Genomic DNA, 17,474 nt, shown 5'->3' on the forward strand with positions numbered 1-17,474 from the left:
TATTCTACTGTATTCTACTGTATTCTACTGTATTCTACTGTATTCTACTGTATTCTACTGTATTCTACTGTATTCTACTGTATTCTTATTACTAATAGTAACCCGACTACAATCATTTATCAACTAAAAGATAATACTGATTGCGGTCATTTTTACTTGAACCAAACCAAGTAATGATTCCTAAAACACGCAGATGATGCAGCATTTTAACAACAAACGAACGACTTCTCCCTGTCAGTTCAACAGCTTTTGCTGTTGTCATTTTATCGCCAGAATTATACATGTAGTGAACGATAGCTTGTTCATCTGCATTCAAATTCCCAAAATCAGAAAACTGCTTTTCTAGACTATCTCGTGTACGGAGATGTCGGCTGACAATATTATTTTCAAGTGTCAGGACAACCTTATTTCCAGGTTCTGAGTATTTAGGTTCATGGAGAAAGGCTGATTCCATCTCAGAATAGATACGCTTAACTCCTTCATTCATTTCACGAACCCAACCGAACTCGGTTAAAGTTCTAGCAATGCGAGGATTTCTTGAAAAACGTTCATGCTTGATATTGTCAACAGTGACGATATTTGGCAATTTCCCTGGACTATGAATTTCTAGTCGATCATCAAACATGAGTACACGAATGTGATCGCCATAAACCGAGTAATCACGGTGAGTCACCGCATTGATAACACCTTCAAACCAAGCAAATTCAGGATACTCAGGTAAAATTTGGAATTGCCCGTTGTCATCCAAATACTGAAATTCTCGAAGCTGTGTACGAATAAAATCCCGAACCTTGATAATCAAGGTAGGCAGGGCGTCGTCAAAAGTTACTTCCTTGATGACATTAAAGCTACTGCCCGTCCCCATATCCGTGCCATCAAACCTCTGGAAGCGAACACGAGATTGCGGGAAGAAGGCTGACGGGTATTTACCAAAGAGTAAAATTGCTGCCTTGGTCAACTTACTATTTACAAGAAAGCGCCGAGCTTTGAGAACCTCCTCTGTGGAACGGTCTGAAATATCAAATCGATTTTTGAAGTCCTGAACGAGGCTGTCATCAATATCTTCCAAAGTCGCATCAGGCACAACTTCATCTTCAAAGAAACGTTGACCCTTGTCGTAACTGAGTTGAGTGCGTTGTTCATAACTTAGTTTGACCGTTTCATCGCCCTGACGTAGGTAAACTTCATCATTAGGCGCAGCAATCACTCGATTTGATGACAATTCCACTGAGATAACTAAAATTAGGTCATCTTCTCCCTTGTGATTCACCACAGGGATTTCTTCAAAAGACAAATCCAGAGGTGTCTCTCGCATCCCACGGTCAATCTTCTTGAAATCGTCTATGGGATAGGCTCTGCCATCATTGAAACCAGTGATAATATTGCCCTGTTTCTCGTCCTCAATTCCAATAACCAACTGACCTCCGTCCGCATTGGCAAAAGCAATCAGGTGCTTAAGCAACTCCTGCGGCTTCTTGCGTGCTGATTTTCTATCCAAGTATTGGCTTTCTGGCGAGAATTGGTAGTGGGATAGTTTTTGATTCATGTGTTGCTCCTGCGTATTATAACTTTATTATAACATACTCCCTGATTTTATCTGACTTCAAATTTATTGTGCTAAGAAACCTTATGAGAAGTTGGCAGATGGGACGGTGCAGGAAGTTGATGTACCTTATGAGATACCAGAGAGCTGGGAGTGGGTGAGGTTAAGAAATTTGGAACAATCACATCAGGCGGAACGCCAAAATCCACTGAACCTAGTTATTATGGTGGTGATATTATTTGGATAACTAGCTGATATGGGAAAACAGCAAAAACATAAATTGTTTGCTACTTCTTCAAAAACACTCACCGAACTAGGATTACAAAAATCTCAGCACAACTAATTTCTAAACATTCTATTGTTTATTCTAGTCGAGCTCCAATCGGGCACATTAATATTGTTAATGATGACTTCACTACAAATCAAGATGTAAGTCAGTTACACAACATTAGTCAATTTAGATTTTCTGTATTGTTACTACAATTTAGAACTAAAGATATTTTCTACGTTCATCAGGACGATCAAACACAACTAAATTTCTGCATCTGCTTTGAAGAAACGCTCCTCCCTCTCCCACCCCTCGCTGAACAAAAGCGGATTGTTGTCCAAATCGAACGAGCTTTAGAAAAAGTTGAAGCATACGCTGACAGTTACACCAAACTTCAAGAGTTGGAGAAGGCTTTTCCAGATAAATTGAAAAAATCTATCCTCCAAAACGCGATGCAGGGGAAACTGGTTGCCCAAAATCCTGACGACGAACCTGTTGAAGTTTTGCTTGCGAACATCAAAGCTGAAAAGCAAAAACTCTTTGAGGCTGGTAAGCTCAAGAAGAAAGATTTGCAGGATGTGGTGGTCACAGGAGGAGATGATAACTCTCCCTATCAGGATGTGCCGTATGAGATACCAGAAACTTGGGAGTGGGTGAGATTGGGTAATATTGGAAACTGGGGTTCAGGAGCGACACCCTCTAAATCTAATCTAAAATATTATGAACCTCAATCTATTCCTTGGTTATTGACAGGTGATTTGACCGACGGATATATAACCCATATCCCAAATAAAATTTCCGACTTAGCTCTTGAAAAAACATCAGTCAAACTCAACCCTGCAGGCTCTGTACTCATTGCAATGTATGGTGCTACGATTGGTAAATTAGGAATACTCACTTTTCCTGCTACAACCAATCAAGCTTGTTGTGCTTGCAATACCCTATTTCAAGTTGAGAAACTCTTTTTGTTCTACTTTTTGATGTCGGAAAGAAAGAATTTTACATCTCGTGCCGAGGGTGGTGCTCAGCCTAATATTTCTAAAGAAAAAATTATCAATACTCTATTCCCCCTCCCACCCCTTGCCGAGCAAAAGCGGATTGTTGCGAAAATTTCCCAGGTCTTTGCAGTTATCGAAACTTTAGTATAATAGTTTGGTGCGGTGGAATTTCTATCACAAACAGATAGGAGTTTTAGGTGAAAGACTTTGAATTATATTTGAAAAAAGCTGGTTTAGCTGAAAATACCGTACGATCTTACCTGTACGGTGTTCGCTTTTTCTTGGCCCATTATGAGCTGAGTATGGAGGATTTACTGGAGTATAAGAGTTATTTATTGGATAATTTCAAGCCCAAGACGGTCAACCTGCGACTTCAGGGCATTAACAAATACCTCATCTTTATTGGTCAAAAGGACTTGACCCTGAAATTTATCAAAATCCAGCAAAAGCCCTTTTTAGAGGATGTTATCAGCCATGCAGACTACCTCTTTCTGAAGCGGAGCTTGAAAAAGGACGACAATCTCAAATGGCATTTTGTGGTTTGGTTCTTAGGGGCGACTGGTGCCCGTGTTAGCGAGCTGATAAAGCTGAAAATAGAACATGTAGAGGTAGGATATTTTGACATTTACTCAAAAGGAGGGAAGATGCGAAGGCTGTATATCCCCAAAAGATTACGGAACAGTTGTCAAAAATGGCTTGAAGCTGAAAATCGTCGGAGCGGCTATCTTTTTCTAAACAAATTTGGTCAGCCCATTACGGCTAGGGGTATCGCCCAGCAGTTGAAAAACTACGCCGTCAAATATCAGCTCAATACAAAAGTGGTTTACCCTCATTCTTTCAGACATCTCTTTGCGAAAAACTTTCTCGCCAAGTACAACGACATCGCACTTTTAGCGGACTTGATGGGACACGAAAGCATTGAGACAACACGCATCTATCTCAGAAAAACAGCTACCGAACAACAAGCTATTATTGATAAAGTGGTAAATTGGTAGCAAAATAGCAGAAAGTCAAATGGACTTTCTGCTATTTTTGTACTAGAAGCTCTCCTTATGGGAAGATGACAACTTGGAGGGCCTCAACATTAGGTCAAGTCGCTAATCTTTACACTGGTAACAGTATCAATGCAAGTCAAAAGCAATTACACTTTTCAACGGGTATTGGGACGAACTATATTGCAACAAAAGATGTTGCGCTCGATGGCAGTATCAGCTACGATAATGGTATTAAAATCCCAGATGCTTATTTAGATGGCTTTAAGTTAAGCCAGCCTCATTCTATCTTACTTTGTTTAGAAGGTGGAAGTGCTGGGCGTAAAATTGGCTTATTAAACCAGATTGTCTGCTTTGGAAATAAACTCTGCAACCTGTCGTTTTATGCAGGAAACAACACCTTTTTATATTATTTCCTACAAAGCCCGCAATTCCAAAATGCTTTTCAAGACAATAAATCAGGCATTATAGGAGGAGTTAGCCTAAAAAATTTAGGAAATATTATAATCCCTCTCGTTCCCAAACAAGAACAAGAGCGTATTAGTGCAAAAGTTGAGCAACTTTTTCAAAAAGTAAATCAACTTTAGTGATAATATCTTTCATCTCTCTAAAATTTGAGACAGGTATCAATAACTCAGAAATACTGGTGCTATTTAACGTTTTTCCTTTAATGGCATCCTTTGAATTGCCTGCTGTAGAAATAAGTGGTAAAAATCGCATTAAATAATCTCTTATAATATTTTCCTCGTCGCAATATGGAAATATTGAGATAATTGCCTCATTATGACTAGCTGGTATATCTAGTATTGCAACTTTACCAATAGATAACTTAAAACTCATCAGCAAAGTGCCTGCTGGAGCTATCTTTATATTTTTATTTTTTATAGCAATATCTGATAAATATTCCTTTGTTTTTGCGACTAGACCACTGTTTGGCATATCTGAAATTGATACCCAAGAAATATCATTTCCCAAAAAGTCGGTTCACTCCTTGGTGGTGTCTTTCCAATATTAAATAGAACTAAGCTACCAAATCTAACGTAACGCAAGTATTAGGAATATCTGGTATAGTCGAACTACTGAAAGTACTATTTTCTTCGTTCTTCCCATAAGGAGAGTTATCATCTCCTCTTGTGACCACCACGTCCTGTAAATCTTTCTTCTTGAGCTTGCCTTCTCAAAGAGTTTTTGCTTTTCAGCTTTGATTTTCTCAAGCAAAACTTCAACAGGTTCGTCGTCAGGATTTTGGGCAACCAATTTCCCCTGCATCGCGTTTTGGAGGATAGATTTTTTCAATTTATCTGGAAAAGCCTTCTCCAACTCTTGGAGTTTGGTGTAACTGTCAGCGTATGCTTCAACTTTTTCTAAAGCTCGTTCGATTTGGACAACAATCCGCTTTTGTTCAGCGAGGGGTGGGAGAGGGAGGAGCGTTTCTCCAAAGCCAGATGCAGAAATTTCTTGAATGTTGTCCCTGATGAACGTAGAATAATATCTTTAGTTCTAAAATTGTAGTAACCAATACAGAAAATCTAAATTGACTAATGTTGGTGTAACTGACTTACATCCTTGATTTGTAGTGAAGTCATCATTAACAATATTAATGTGCCTCGACGAGCTGCTTACTAAATTCAACAGAATGTTAGAAATTATTTGTGTTGAGGATTTTTGTAATCCTAGTTCGTGAGTGTTTTTGAAGAAGTACAAACAATTTATGTGCTGTTTTCCCGTTTTTAATATTATTAGCCTTATAGACAGGTATTCCTGTTTCTTGAACTTCACTCGGTTTAAAGTCGCCTATTTGTAGTCCTAAATTTCTTAACCTCACCCACTCCCAGCTCTCTGGAATATCATAAGGCACATCAACTTCCTGCACCGTCCCATCTGCCAACTTCTCATAAGGTTTCCCATCCTCACCTCGAAAGAGTTCAGTTTCCTTTTTATCTCGCCTGATTTTTCCCTCTGCGATGAGTTTTTCCTTTTCCGCCTTGATGCGTTTGAGGAGTTCGCTGGCTGGCTCGTCTGCTGGGTCTTGTGGGACTAGTTTTCCCTCCATGGCTCGCTGGAGGATGCTGGATTTGAGTTGCTCTGGTGTCATCCCTTATCCTCCAAAAGCTCTAAAATATCTGCCAAGACCGCATCAATCTTCTGATTAAGGACCGCTCGTTCCTGCTGGTAGTTTTGGATAAGCTCCAAAGGTTCTAGGATTTCTTCCTCCTCCTTTGGAAAACCACACTGGTCAAAGTTGTAGCTCAAATCCGCTAGCTCACTTGGTGAAAAAGCTTTCGCCTTGTAAAAATTCCCCTCTAAAATCTCCTCACGATTAGCCCACCAGTCACGGACAGGGTCAAAATGCTCAGCTTTCATCGGCTTGGTCTTAGAAAAGTTTTTATAACCCTCTGGCATGTCCAAACGGTAAAACCAAGTTTCCTCCGTCTTCTTGGTCTTATCAAAGAAAAGGATATTGGTATGGATGGAGGTATAGGGCGCAAAGACACTATGCGGCAGGCGGATAATGGTATGGAGGTTAAACTCCTCCACCAGTTTCTGCTTGAGGCGGGTCTTAGCCCCCTCTCCAAAGAGAAAACCATCAGGCAAAATCACCCCAACCCGACCCTTTTCTTTCAAGCGATACATGATAACTGCCATAAAGAGGTCTGCCGTCTCCGAGCTCCGCAATTCTGCTGGAAAGTTGTTTTTAATGGTCTCCAGTTCCGACCCACCAAAAGGTGGGTTCATCATGATGATGTCAAACTTCTCGTCCTCCGTATAGTCACGGACATTTTTCTCCAAGGTATTGCCGTGGATGATTTTAGGGTCGTCAATTTCATGAAGAAAGAGATTGGTCACCGCCAAGAGATGTGGAAAGGCCTTTTTCTCAATCCCAAAGACAGCCCTGTTGTATTTTTGAATATCTTCACTGGTCTTTCGCTGTTTACTGAGGTGGTTCAAGGTCGAGGTCAAGAAACCACCTGTCCCACAGGCAAGGTCAGCCATCGACTCCCCCAGTTTTGGATCAAGCATCTCAGCGATAAAATCCGTCGCCGCCCGAGGGGTGTAAAACTCCCCAGAATTTCCCGCACTTTGGATGTCCTTGAGGATTTTTTCATAAATGTCATTAAAGGAATGACGGTCTTCAGGGCTGTTAAAGTCCACCTCGTCAATGACGTTAATGACCTGTCGCAAAAGAATACCGTTTTTCATGTAGTTGTTGGCATCTTCAAAGGCTGACTTGACGATGCTTTTGCGAAGAGGCATATTTAGCGTGACTTCAAGATCTTTTAATTCCTTAAAGAGCCGGTTGTTGACAAAGTCCAGCAGGTCGTCCCCTGTCAAGACCTGCTCACCCTTTTCAGCGTGAGCCCAGTTTCGCCATTTGAGGTCCTCTGGGATGATGGACTCATAGTCATCCTCTTCCAATTCCCAGACCATCTCACGGCTATCGTAAATCTTCAAAAAGAGTAACCAAGACATCTGCTCGATCCGCTGGGCATCGCCATTGACCCCAGCGTCATTTCGTGTAATGTCTTGAATGCGTTTGACAAATGCTGTAATTGACATGATTTCCTTTCCTTAAGCTACGGTAAAAAGCCTTTCTTCCAATTCTTTTATCGCCTCTAAATAGCGTTTCTTATCTCCAAAATGCGTGTTGATAATCTTAAAGGTACCACCAAAGACCTGAAACTCTGGCAACTTCAGGGTTTCAAGACTTTCCAGTTCCCCAATGCCCTTATCCATATACTTGTCCAGCAAAATCTCCAGCACGGCACGCGCCTCCTCGCTGTACTTATAGAGATAACCACTTTGCTTGACCTGGCTTATCCGCTCGGTCTTGGTCAGACTCTTTTGCCCATAAGCCAGTTTCAGGAGCAAATCAAAATCATCAATCTCCTGTTCTGAAATTCCTTCCGCCTCTCTAATAGCATCAAAGTAAACGCCTTTTTGATAAAGTTCTTCCAAGATAACCTTTTTCTTGTCCGCCGCCTGCCATGCCGTGATAAAGTCGGTCAAGGTCGCATAAGCCCCCAAAACATTTTTCCGAGTGTAATCAGTCAGACTCTCCGTGACTAATTTGCCATTTTCATCCAAGACTTGAACCGTTGAGTTCAAAATCGTCACCTTTTTATCCGTCACACGGTATTTTTCCGTGGGTTCATTCACCTCAGTTGTAAATTTAGGCGGACTTTTCAGGTCTGTCTGACCACCGACGACCAATACCTTGACAGGATCGCCATCAAAATCTGGGTCAGCAAAGAGATTAGTTACGTTTCTAAAGTCAATGATGGTGAAAAACTCCTTGCCCTTGTCGGGATACAGCCGTGTCCCTCGACCGATGATTTGCTTAAACTCCGTCATAGACTGGATATTGGAGTCCAGCACAATCAAGCGACAGGTCTTGGCGTTGACCCCAGTCGTCAAGAGTTTTGAAGTAGTCACAACAGCTGGAAATTTAGAATTGACATCCATAAAGTTATCCAGCTGAGCCTTACCTTCTGCGTTATCTCCAGTCACCTGCATCACATAGCGATAATCTTCTTGTACTAGGTCGGGATTTTCCTTAACAAAGGCTGCTCGCATTCGTTCAGCATGGTCAATATCAACACAGAAAACGATAGTTTTATCGAAGCGTGCATTGTTTTGCTTCATGTAATCTGAAACAAACTTTGCCACCATCTGCGTCCGGTCATCAATTACAATGGTCTTGTCAAAATCCTTGCGACCGTAGTATCTATCTTCAATGAGTTGACCTTTAGTATCAACTTGACCATTTTCTGGACGATAGCCATCCACATCGATATCAAGATTTACTCGCATGACCCGATAGGGAGCCAAAAAACCGTCCTCAATCCCTTGCTTTAAGCTATAAGTGTAAACAGGTTCGCCAAAATAATCCATATTGGAAATCTCTTTAGTCTCCTTTGGCGTTGCCGTCATGCCTATTTGTGTCGCCGATGAGAAATAGTCAATCACCTTTCGCCAGTTGCTATCTTCTTTAGCTGAACCACGGTGGGCCTCATCAATGACAATCAAGTCAAAGAAATCCTTATCAAACTTTTGGTAATGAGTTTCCTCTCCGGCTTCACCTGTTAATTGCTGGTAAAGTCCTAGATAAATCTCAAAGGAATTGAGTTTTTCTGGGGCATTGAGCAGCTTTTCCGTGATTTTGGTCATGACCTTTTCAAAGGGCTTAAAATCTTCAGCCATGGTCTGGTCAACCAAGATATTTCGGTCAGCTAAAAACAATACTCGCTTAGCCAGCCCTGCCTTTCGCAAGCGATGGATAATCTGAAAGGCCATAAAGGTCTTCCCAGTTCCTGTCGCCATGACAAACATGACCCGCTTTTGCCCACGAGCAACCGCCTCAACCGTACGATTAATAGCAATTTGCTGGTAATAGCGAGGCGTTTTCGACGAAAAAGCATCGGTATAGTAAGGAATCGTAATAGCCTCTACAATTTCCGATGTCAATCCCTTCTCAGCCTTTAACCGTTCAAACAGCTCCTCACGAGTTGGAAAGTCATCCAAAGCGATTTCACGCTCTTGTCTCGTGATGCGGTCGTGTTCGATAAAGCCGTCCCCATTTGACGCATAAACAAAAGGCACATCCAAGATTTCTCCATATTCGATTGCCTGCTGTAAGCCAGCTCGAACACTATGTTTGTTATCCTTCGCTTCAATAATAGCAATACGCTGTCCAAATTGGTAATAAAGGGCGTAGTCTGACTTTTTACCCTCTTTTCGACGGGCTTTATCCCCACGAACTTCTATTCGACCATCTGTGAAATATTCCTCGTAAGCAATATGTTCCCCATTTTTCCAGCCTTTTGACAGAATGGCTGGCGTGATAAAGTTTGCCTTGATGTCTTCTTCAGACATTTTATGTTTAGGCTTTAATAAATCTACCATATTGAACCTTTCACATTCAATTGCACATAATAAAAAATTATCAGAAGTATATTTTATTTCTATTATACCATTTTCTAACACTATCTCGAACTATTTCTCAAGGGGGTTGGGGAGTCTCCCAGATATATAAAACATTAGGAAAATTGTCGGTTCGCCCTTTCTTGATGTTTTATTTTTTGCGATAGTGTGTATACACTATCTGAGCTCGCAAAAACCTAGAATCATGTTTTTAGGTCAATTCTAAAATCCCCGTACCAAACACGGTGACTGACATTGTCAGACAACTAATTTTTCAGAAGAACATCGAGTAGGGACTAATTTCTAGTCCCTCTCACACCACCGTGCGTGCCGTTCGGCACACGGCGGTTCAACTAACTGTTAACGCCTGTCGTTCTAAATAATAATCTAAGCACGAGACCAGTCCACGTTTAGTTAGGACTGGTTTTGATATGGCTCGTTTCAGTACAGACCTCTGAGCCACTAATTGGTAATGGTCACCCCAACCAGATATCTTATCAGCTATCCACTTCGGAACTCCTAGTTTGAGAAGTCCCCATAGTCGCTTAGATTTCTTTTTCCATTGTTTCCAGATAATAACTCTTATTCGAGTTCTCAGTCGTTCATCAATGCTTGCCATGACTGATTTCATGTTCGTCATAGAAAAGTAGTTTATCCAACCTCGAATCAGCCAGTTGAGTTTCTCAATACGACTGTCCAAGTCTCTGCTCCATTTGCGTGTAGTTAGCTTCTTGAGTTTCCTCTTGAAACTCTGCACACTATCTTGGTGCGGACGACTTTTCCATCCATCAGCTGATTTCCACAACCCAAACCCTAGATACTTCAGTTTGCTCGGTCTCACAATCTTTGTCTTGGTCATGTTGACTTTTAAACCTAATCGTTTTTCAATAAAGCGACTAATAGAGTGCATCACACGTTTGGCAGCTGCTTCACTTCCAACTGTGATGACACAATCATCTGCGTAGCGGACGAAGCGAAGCCCTCGTTTTTCAAGTTCTTTGTCCAACTCATTAAGCATGATATGGGATAAGAGCGGTGACAAGTTGCCTCCCTGCGGTGTTCCGACTAGTGTTTTCTGACGGTGTCCGTTGATGACGACCCCTGAATGAAGGTACTTACGAATCAGTGATTCTGTATCGCCATCTTGGATAATGTTATGGACAAGTGACATCAGTCTATCTTGAGGAACGGTGTCAAAGAACTTCTCAAGGTCTATGTCTACTATCCACTCGTAGCCAGCATTAAGGTATTCTAATAGTTTGACAATGGCTTTTTCACATGAGCGATTTGGTCGGAAGCCATAGCTCGTCTCAGAGAAATGAGGTTCACAAATAGGACTGATGACTTGGACAATAGCTTGTTGTATCATCCTATCCATAACTGTGGGGATACCAAGCTGACGGACTCCTCCGTTAGGTTTGGGAATGTCAACTCGTAAGACTGGCTGAGGCTTATACTTCCTCTGCTTTATGAGTTCTTTCGTTGAACGCCAGTGTTGGTGGAGATAGTCATCTATTTCGTCAATTGTTACGCCGTCAATTCCAGCTGAGCCCTTATTGGTCTTAACTTGATTGTAGGCTTCCAACATGTTTGAACGAGATAGGATATTATCTAGTAACTGTGACATGTGCGTATTCCTTTCTTATTTCGGTGCCTGTGAGACATCTTATATTAGCGAACTTTCCTCTAGTCAATACGTGACCGCATTCCGTTCTATCAGACCGTTCTTTACAGACACAAGTGAAGTAGGTATACTTCGGTTAATCGTTCGGTCCTTCGCTGCGTTTCCATTCCAGAAACTTCATCACTACTATGACCTCGGCTGACTTCTCATGAGTCGTTGTTACTACATCTTTTTGACGCTCATGAGACCTCACGGGATAAGTCGTACATCTTTCCTCGTTTACTCTCGTGATTTACGCCTATAGGTTACGACTACCTTTTTGGACTTTAGAGTTTTTGGCCCCCTCATCCTCTATATACGCCTTTATATCACGTTTCTGTTCGTAGAGCCACGATTTCGCTATCCCTTCCTCTCCCCGCTATCTCACGATAGTCAGGCTTGGGAGTCGCTATTGGGTTCACCGGTAGCGGGTGCCCACGAAGGACTTTCACCTCAGATGTACGACATGCCCGTCGTACTCAAAAAAGCACCCGTAGAGCAAACCTGCGAGTGCTTAAAATGTTGATATAATCGTAATGATTAACGTTTTGAGGCACGAAGACTGCATCTCCTTTGCAGCCGTATTCGTAAGCGACTAAAGCCGCAACGACTACGTCAATTGCGTCACCAGTTCTTTCAGAAAAGAAAATACTCCATGGTAATCCATGAAGTATTGTTCTGCTGTATTGTAGCTGGTTCTTAACGTTTTGAGAACTGGCTAGCCTTACGAGCTTTTTTGAGACCAGGTTTCACAAATTCTATTTATAACTTGTACGAATAACCTTTATTTCCAGCTGTTCTTTTGATTTCATTTTATTAATCATTCAACTAATTTCAAACAATTTCACTTGAATAAGGTGAACTTTTTTGTGCCTATAACATTAATAAGGAGAAAATAATGATCAATTTAGATAACCATATCGACAATCTTTACAATGCTATTAGACTACTTCAAAGTCAAATTACAAGAAATATTTTTAAAGGGGAACAAAGGTTTTCCGTTTTTTGTTTGGGGAATGATATTACATCCATTATATATGAAACCGACTTCGATTTCAAGATTTCAGATATTACTGCCTTAAGCTCTTATCAGGAACTCCTAGAAGAGACTCCACCTCGGTCAAGAGAATATCTGTACTCTAGGATTGAGGGGGGTTATCAGATTTGGTTAGAACCTGTGAGGGCGTTGATGTGAGAAGATAGATAATCAATTTCACTATTTTAGACATGTAAAGTGCTTTTTGAGATTCATAATGTAAAGTAAATAACATTGATTTATCTATCATGGTTTTAAAAAATTAAGTGAAAACCCATCAAAATCTGATTTTTTATATAGTTTGAAATGCTTTATGATAGCACGGTATCGCAATCTTAGACTGTAGGCGAACTACGCCCGATATTTGCTCACCGAAACTCGCAAAATACGCTCTTTCGGAACAATTTTTACCTAACCCCAAAGACAGTAACAAGAAAAAGGGGTCCCTCCCCCTTTTTCTTGTTGAACTTACTCTAAGAGAGTACCTAATTGTCGTATATATTAAACTCTCTTACCAGATGACAATTTGATTTTCTGATCCAACCCACATACCATCTCCTTTAGAAATATGATATAACTTAGTAAATTTTTTAGAATTGGATAATAAATTATTAACTCGTAACTTATTAGGAGTATGAGAATCTGTCAAAGTCATCATCTCTAGGTACTCATGCCGATAGATAATCCGCCATAACTTGGCAAACTCCCTATAAAATTCTTCTAATCTGAGAGGGTAGTATTTTGAAATGATTTCTTCCAAACAGTTGAATCCTGCTATATCAGCTATATTCTCAGAAAGTGTCAATGTCCCATTTACAACACATTCATCTAGTTGCTGACCGTCATACTTAGCTTCTATTTTTTTTGAGATAGATTGAAAATATGCTTCATCATCATGAGACAGCAAATTTTCGTATCTCCCATACTCATCAAATCGAATTCCATCTATATCAAAAGCATGTGAAATTTCATGAGCAACTAAAAAACCTAATCTAGATAAATTTTTAACACATGAATATTCCTTAGAATAAAATGGTTTTTGCAATATTCCTGCAGGCAATATAATCTTATTCATTTGAGCATGATAATAGGCATCTACAGTAAATGAATTAATATCCCAATTATATCTTTTAGCTTCATCCATCCATTTATTCCAACTTGAACGAGCTGAATTAGCTAGAATAGTATTTACATTGTCCACTAGTGTATCTTCAAGTAATAAATTATCTATTCTTTCTGGACGTGTTTTGGGTCCTCCAATTTGTACAACTATATTCTCTAATTTATTAATTATCTTTTTCCTAGTAGTTAAGGTTAATTCTAAACATTTTGCAATTTGATTCTTGTATTCCTGAATAATCATATCTACCAGTTTTTCAATATTTTTTTTGTCTTTTTGAGATAAAATTTGTTCAGAATACCAGTAACTTAAACTATTACCCAAAGCAAATTGTGTCAATTCATAAGCACTTTGCTTTTTATCCTCACTGTTATCAATCCCCATTAACATACATCGAAACTTGGATGATAATAGATCTACTTTATTTGTTAAACAGGAAGCATACATAGTTACAACACCGTAGATAAGTTTCGCTTTAATATGTTTCCACATTTCTTTAGAATAAAAAATTCGGGCACATTCCTTCCAAAATTTTTCTTCTGAAACTATTATTTTATTTGGTATATCAGCTATTACATCTTTAAAAAAACGATTTAATGGTAGTCCAGGAGCTAATTGACAAAAATCATTGAAGTCGTAAACGATATATTCCTCAGTTAAACTCTCATCCTTCTGTGATATATGTTGCCCTAACAGTCTATCTAGTTCAATAACCTTTATCAAAATATCATCTGATTCTTCTCTAGAAAAACCAACCTCTTCCAATAATTCTCTTTGACAATTTTGCCAAGTATCTAATAAGTATCTCCCTTGTTCACTATCAGATTCATAATAACTCATATCTGGAAAAGTTAAGCCTGGAGCTTCAGCCCAAATCATATTTTTACGAGAATCCAAAAAATCTGGAGCGATATGAAATGGCAATAAATTAGGTTGCCCAAGTAGTTCTAACTCTGATAATTGCAAAATATACTCTTCAAATGACTCCATGGACTTATAGCGATTTAAAACGGGAATAAGCGGCCTTACGCCTAATAATTCTCTCTTTTTAAAATCAGAAGCCTGTCGATAAAATATCGTAAAGTTTTCTAATCCATAATCTTTTGGAACCCTGCCTTTTTCTACCCAATGATTTGTTTCACAATATAGAAAATCACTAATCCTATCTGTTAATTCTGAAAAACTATCCACGTGAGTTTGAGTATCTATTAATTGTTTACTGGCCAACCAATCTTGGTTAATTGTATTATAAAAATCATTTTTATAGTCTATCATATTTTCTCCTCGAACTAACCTTTTTGATTCTCTTAGAAATGCTACTAAATCAGCGTTACTAAGGGTATGCATTGTTAATAATTAGATATCTAATTTTAAGCTACTCTGCCGTTTTGAGGGTTTGTCTACATTCTGACTATATCTATTTTTAAAGAGTGTAAATATCATGATAATGAGATAATACCTCTTGTAATTCAATCAATGGCAAATGACGTTGAGTATGGTAGAGATAACTATTCAAAAGCAATGATTCAATGCATTGATGTAGTTTTTTACTATTACGGTATTCGCTTGTCAATAGCAATGTATCTGCTATTCCTAACATTCCCTTTCTATAATCTTCATACTGAGCAAATTCAACATAGAGAGCTTTTCTCAATTTTAAAATCAGTCGTCGGTGCTTTTCTCTTCCAGTATAATAGAGCATCTGTATAACTCCAGATAAGCCGTTACAAATATATGGGGAATAACAACCTCCTTCTATTGGAACCAACAGCCCATCATCTGTCTCTTCCAAACGATTTAACAGGATATTAATACCTGCCTCAGCTATATTTTTTAAACCTTGATTATCTACTAAAACAATCACTCCTGATAGTCCCTCAAGACCAAGATTTCGTTCTAAATTCATCAACCTAATAATAGCATCTTCACTTTCAGGAGTAGTTACTGCCATATCAATCAAATATTTTTTATATTTATCAAATTCTAGACATGAACGCTCAACTTTTTTTATAAACGAAATAGAACTATCTTTTAAGTCTGTTTTTGGAGGTAGAACCTCGTCAATATCGATTGATGTGGCATCCAGTGACTCTAGCCATTTTACCAGTCCATCTTTTGTAACCTCACCAGATAACAAATAAGTAATAAACTTTGATAAGTTACTGTCAATTCCATAAGAATTCAAAAGTCGATTTAGTAGATCCGTCTCTACTGTTGATTGCTCCGAAACAGTCAGACGTGCCAATAGGAAAAGAAGCATATTGCCTAATTTATGAAAATCTGCCTGCTTACCATCTAGAAAATTCCAAGATTTTAAGCTAATTTTACTTTCAATACCTACAAATGGTTTTTCTCCATATAAATATGAATTCTCCAAATCAATAAAATGTAGTTTCCCATGCTCATCTCGTATAAAATTATCTGGATGAATATCGTTTAATATCAATTGATTCGAATGAAGATAAATAAGTATCTTTACTAATGAATTGACAATGTTGAGAAATTCTTTGAATAATCTCAAATTTTTTTTCTTATGAATTCGAGAATAAGAATTAATCCCATAATCCTTACAGAAGTCAGTCAGAGAACTCCCTTGAATATAGCGATAGACATAGTACGAATTTATCCACTCATCAACTGCTTCAATAGGAGTTATAACTTGGTTTACACCCTTTTCTTTTAATTCCAGAGAAAGCTCATATTCTTTTTCACGTAATTCCTTTTTTTCAACATTATAAAAACTAAGAATATGTGGTCGAGCCTCTTTTAAAATTACTGGTGATGTGAATTTTTTATCAACTCCTAGATAAATATTACCTCCCCCACCCTGATGAATAATTGAAGTTACTTCATAAGTACTCCCCAAGTAACTCTCTGATTCATCTTTTGAGGGTTCTTGAATATCATCAATCCAAGGCGGTAAATCAAAATAAGGTTTAGGGTAATCTTGCCATACCTCCCCCTCTAGCGTTGTTATGGTTGGAACACCATCTTGATAAACATTGGCTGAATCTTGAATTAAACCAAATCTATAGAACAATAGGCTTGAACCTTTGTAAGGACGATCACTTAAAATATAGATAGCTTCCTCTTTTTGAGGCAATAAACTAAATAAATCTTCCAGAGTTTTTATAAGAATAGAGGGAGAAGGATAAATAGTTATTAATTTACCTGATTCTGCAGCTAATTCACTTGTAGAAAAAACTCTATAAACGTCTTCTTTTTTATCAATGAACTTATAGGTAATGTTATTCATATCCAAATAGGGGCATACAATATCCAAAATAGTGTGATAATTTTGAAATGTCGCTGAAACATGAATTTTAAATCCAAAGATAATAGAAGGTAAATGTTCTATATTTCGATATGTATAGGACGGTGTCATCTATTTATGGATTGTTTTTGAAAAGGGAGTTTTATGTGTTTTGATAAATCTTTCAAGCCCGTTTTCTTCATCATCAACATCATCTTTTTGATTATTCGAATTTTTTGATACTACATCTTCGACATCGTCATCATCTGAAAAATCAACTTTCCCAAAAATAACAAACTTATTTTTCTCACTCGTACTTGCTACTTTTTTTGTTATTTCACCACCAAATACTAGTCCCAAAGTACCCAAAAGTGCAAGCGAACCTATAATAACCATTTTTTTCATTTTATGTACCTCATTCTTTTCTTCTTATAAAAAATTAGGGAATACTTCTCGTAAAAGCATTCCCCTAATTTTAATTTGTTTTTAGAATTTACCAAAACAAATAAATGTGTTGACTGTTTTACCACGAGCTGCTTTTACCAGTTCAGGTTTGCGGTTCAAATCTTTAACAAATGTAGTCATTATAATTTCCTCCAATATATAGATAATTGTGTTGTAGTTGTTGTAAGACTTACATGTACTATCCTACAGGAAATATTGACAACCTTTGAATTTA

9 protein-coding genes and 3 pseudogenes are annotated in these 17,474 nt (G+C 38.6%); 4 read left to right on the forward strand and 8 right to left on the reverse strand.

The features are described 5' to 3' along the window. Positions 1–112: 112 nt before the first annotated feature. On the reverse strand, positions 113–1,546 hold the full coding sequence (locus tag K5J94_RS09320) for an ATP-binding protein (protein ID WP_221913016.1): 1,434 nt from the start codon (positions 1,544–1,546) through the stop codon (positions 113–115). A 354-nt stretch (positions 1,547–1,900) separates the two neighbouring features. Between K5J94_RS09320 and K5J94_RS09700 the strand changes: the two are divergent. The 4 genes and pseudogenes from K5J94_RS09700 to K5J94_RS09335 form a co-directional block, all read left to right on the forward strand. After that, positions 1,901–2,098: pseudogene (locus K5J94_RS09700) on the forward strand (hypothetical protein); the annotation flags it as partial. A gap of 3 nt (positions 2,099–2,101) precedes the next feature. Then, a pseudogene (locus K5J94_RS09325) lies at positions 2,102–2,959 on the forward strand (restriction endonuclease subunit S); the annotation flags it as partial. Between the two features lie 47 nt (positions 2,960–3,006). Further along, the gene (psrA, locus tag K5J94_RS09330) at positions 3,007–3,804 is read left to right on the forward strand and encodes a tyrosine-type DNA invertase PsrA (RefSeq protein ID WP_159565243.1); all 798 of its coding nucleotides are present in this window, start codon (positions 3,007–3,009) and stop codon (positions 3,802–3,804) included. A 65-nt stretch (positions 3,805–3,869) separates the two neighbouring features. Next, positions 3,870–4,388, forward strand: coding sequence for a restriction endonuclease subunit S (locus K5J94_RS09335; RefSeq protein WP_159550497.1), 519 nt, complete (start codon positions 3,870–3,872; stop codon positions 4,386–4,388). Here the strand turns inward: K5J94_RS09335 and K5J94_RS09705 are convergent. From K5J94_RS09705 to K5J94_RS09375, 7 genes and pseudogenes are all read right to left on the reverse strand, one after another. After that, positions 4,342–5,896 (reverse strand): annotated as a pseudogene (locus tag K5J94_RS09705) (restriction endonuclease subunit S). The gene K5J94_RS09335 and the pseudogene K5J94_RS09705 overlap by 47 nt on opposite strands. Continuing rightward, the gene (locus K5J94_RS09350) at positions 5,893–7,359 is read right to left on the reverse strand and encodes a class I SAM-dependent DNA methyltransferase (protein WP_221913018.1); all 1,467 of its coding nucleotides are present in this window, start codon (positions 7,357–7,359) and stop codon (positions 5,893–5,895) included. Before K5J94_RS09350 ends, K5J94_RS09705 begins: the two are co-directional and overlap by 4 nt. Positions 7,360–7,371: 12 nt before the next feature. Continuing rightward, the gene (hsdR, locus tag K5J94_RS09355) at positions 7,372–9,705 is read right to left on the reverse strand and encodes an EcoAI/FtnUII family type I restriction enzme subunit R (RefSeq protein WP_221913020.1); all 2,334 of its coding nucleotides are present in this window, start codon (positions 9,703–9,705) and stop codon (positions 7,372–7,374) included. 367 nt (positions 9,706–10,072) lie between these two features. Then, positions 10,073–11,350: a group II intron reverse transcriptase/maturase gene (ltrA, locus tag K5J94_RS09360; RefSeq protein WP_221913022.1), complete on the reverse strand. Its 1,278-nt coding sequence runs from the start codon at positions 11,348–11,350 to the stop codon at positions 10,073–10,075. A 1,583-nt stretch (positions 11,351–12,933) separates the two neighbouring features. Then, a complete protein-coding gene (locus tag K5J94_RS09365) occupies positions 12,934–14,817 on the reverse strand; it encodes a M13 family metallopeptidase (protein WP_221913024.1) in 1,884 nt (627 codons plus the stop codon). A 148-nt stretch (positions 14,818–14,965) separates the two neighbouring features. Further along, positions 14,966–16,927 (reverse strand): class III lanthionine synthetase LanKC N-terminal domain-containing protein, encoded by a 1,962-nt coding sequence (locus K5J94_RS09370; RefSeq protein WP_456243079.1) that lies wholly within the window; start codon positions 16,925–16,927, stop codon positions 14,966–14,968. After that, on the reverse strand, positions 16,928–17,200 hold the full coding sequence (locus K5J94_RS09375; protein ID WP_221913028.1) for a hypothetical protein: 273 nt from the start codon (positions 17,198–17,200) through the stop codon (positions 16,928–16,930). Positions 17,201–17,474 lie beyond the last annotated feature (274 nt).

This window comes from Streptococcus halichoeri, from assembly GCF_019774635.1.
GTDB lineage: Bacteria > Bacillota > Bacilli > Lactobacillales > Streptococcaceae > Streptococcus > Streptococcus halichoeri.

Coding starts and splice junctions, on each gene's coding strand:
- K5J94_RS09320 (WP_221913016.1), bottom strand. CDS start 1,546: ATGAATCAAAAACTATCCCACTACCAATTCTCGCCAGAAAGCCAATAC.
- K5J94_RS09375 (WP_221913028.1), bottom strand. CDS start 17,200: ATGAAAAAAATGGTTATTATAGGTTCGCTTGCACTTTTGGGTACTTTG.
- ltrA (WP_221913022.1), bottom strand. CDS start 11,350: ATGTCACAGTTACTAGATAATATCCTATCTCGTTCAAACATGTTGGAA.
- K5J94_RS09370 (WP_456243079.1), bottom strand. CDS start 16,927: ATGACACCGTCCTATACATATCGAAATATAGAACATTTACCTTCTATT.
- K5J94_RS09350 (WP_221913018.1), bottom strand. CDS start 7,359: ATGTCAATTACAGCATTTGTCAAACGCATTCAAGACATTACACGAAAT.
- K5J94_RS09365 (WP_221913024.1), bottom strand. CDS start 14,817: ATGATAGACTATAAAAATGATTTTTATAATACAATTAACCAAGATTGG.
- hsdR (WP_221913020.1), bottom strand. CDS start 9,705: ATGGTAGATTTATTAAAGCCTAAACATAAAATGTCTGAAGAAGACATC.
- K5J94_RS09335 (WP_159550497.1), top strand. CDS start 3,870: ATGACAACTTGGAGGGCCTCAACATTAGGTCAAGTCGCTAATCTTTAC.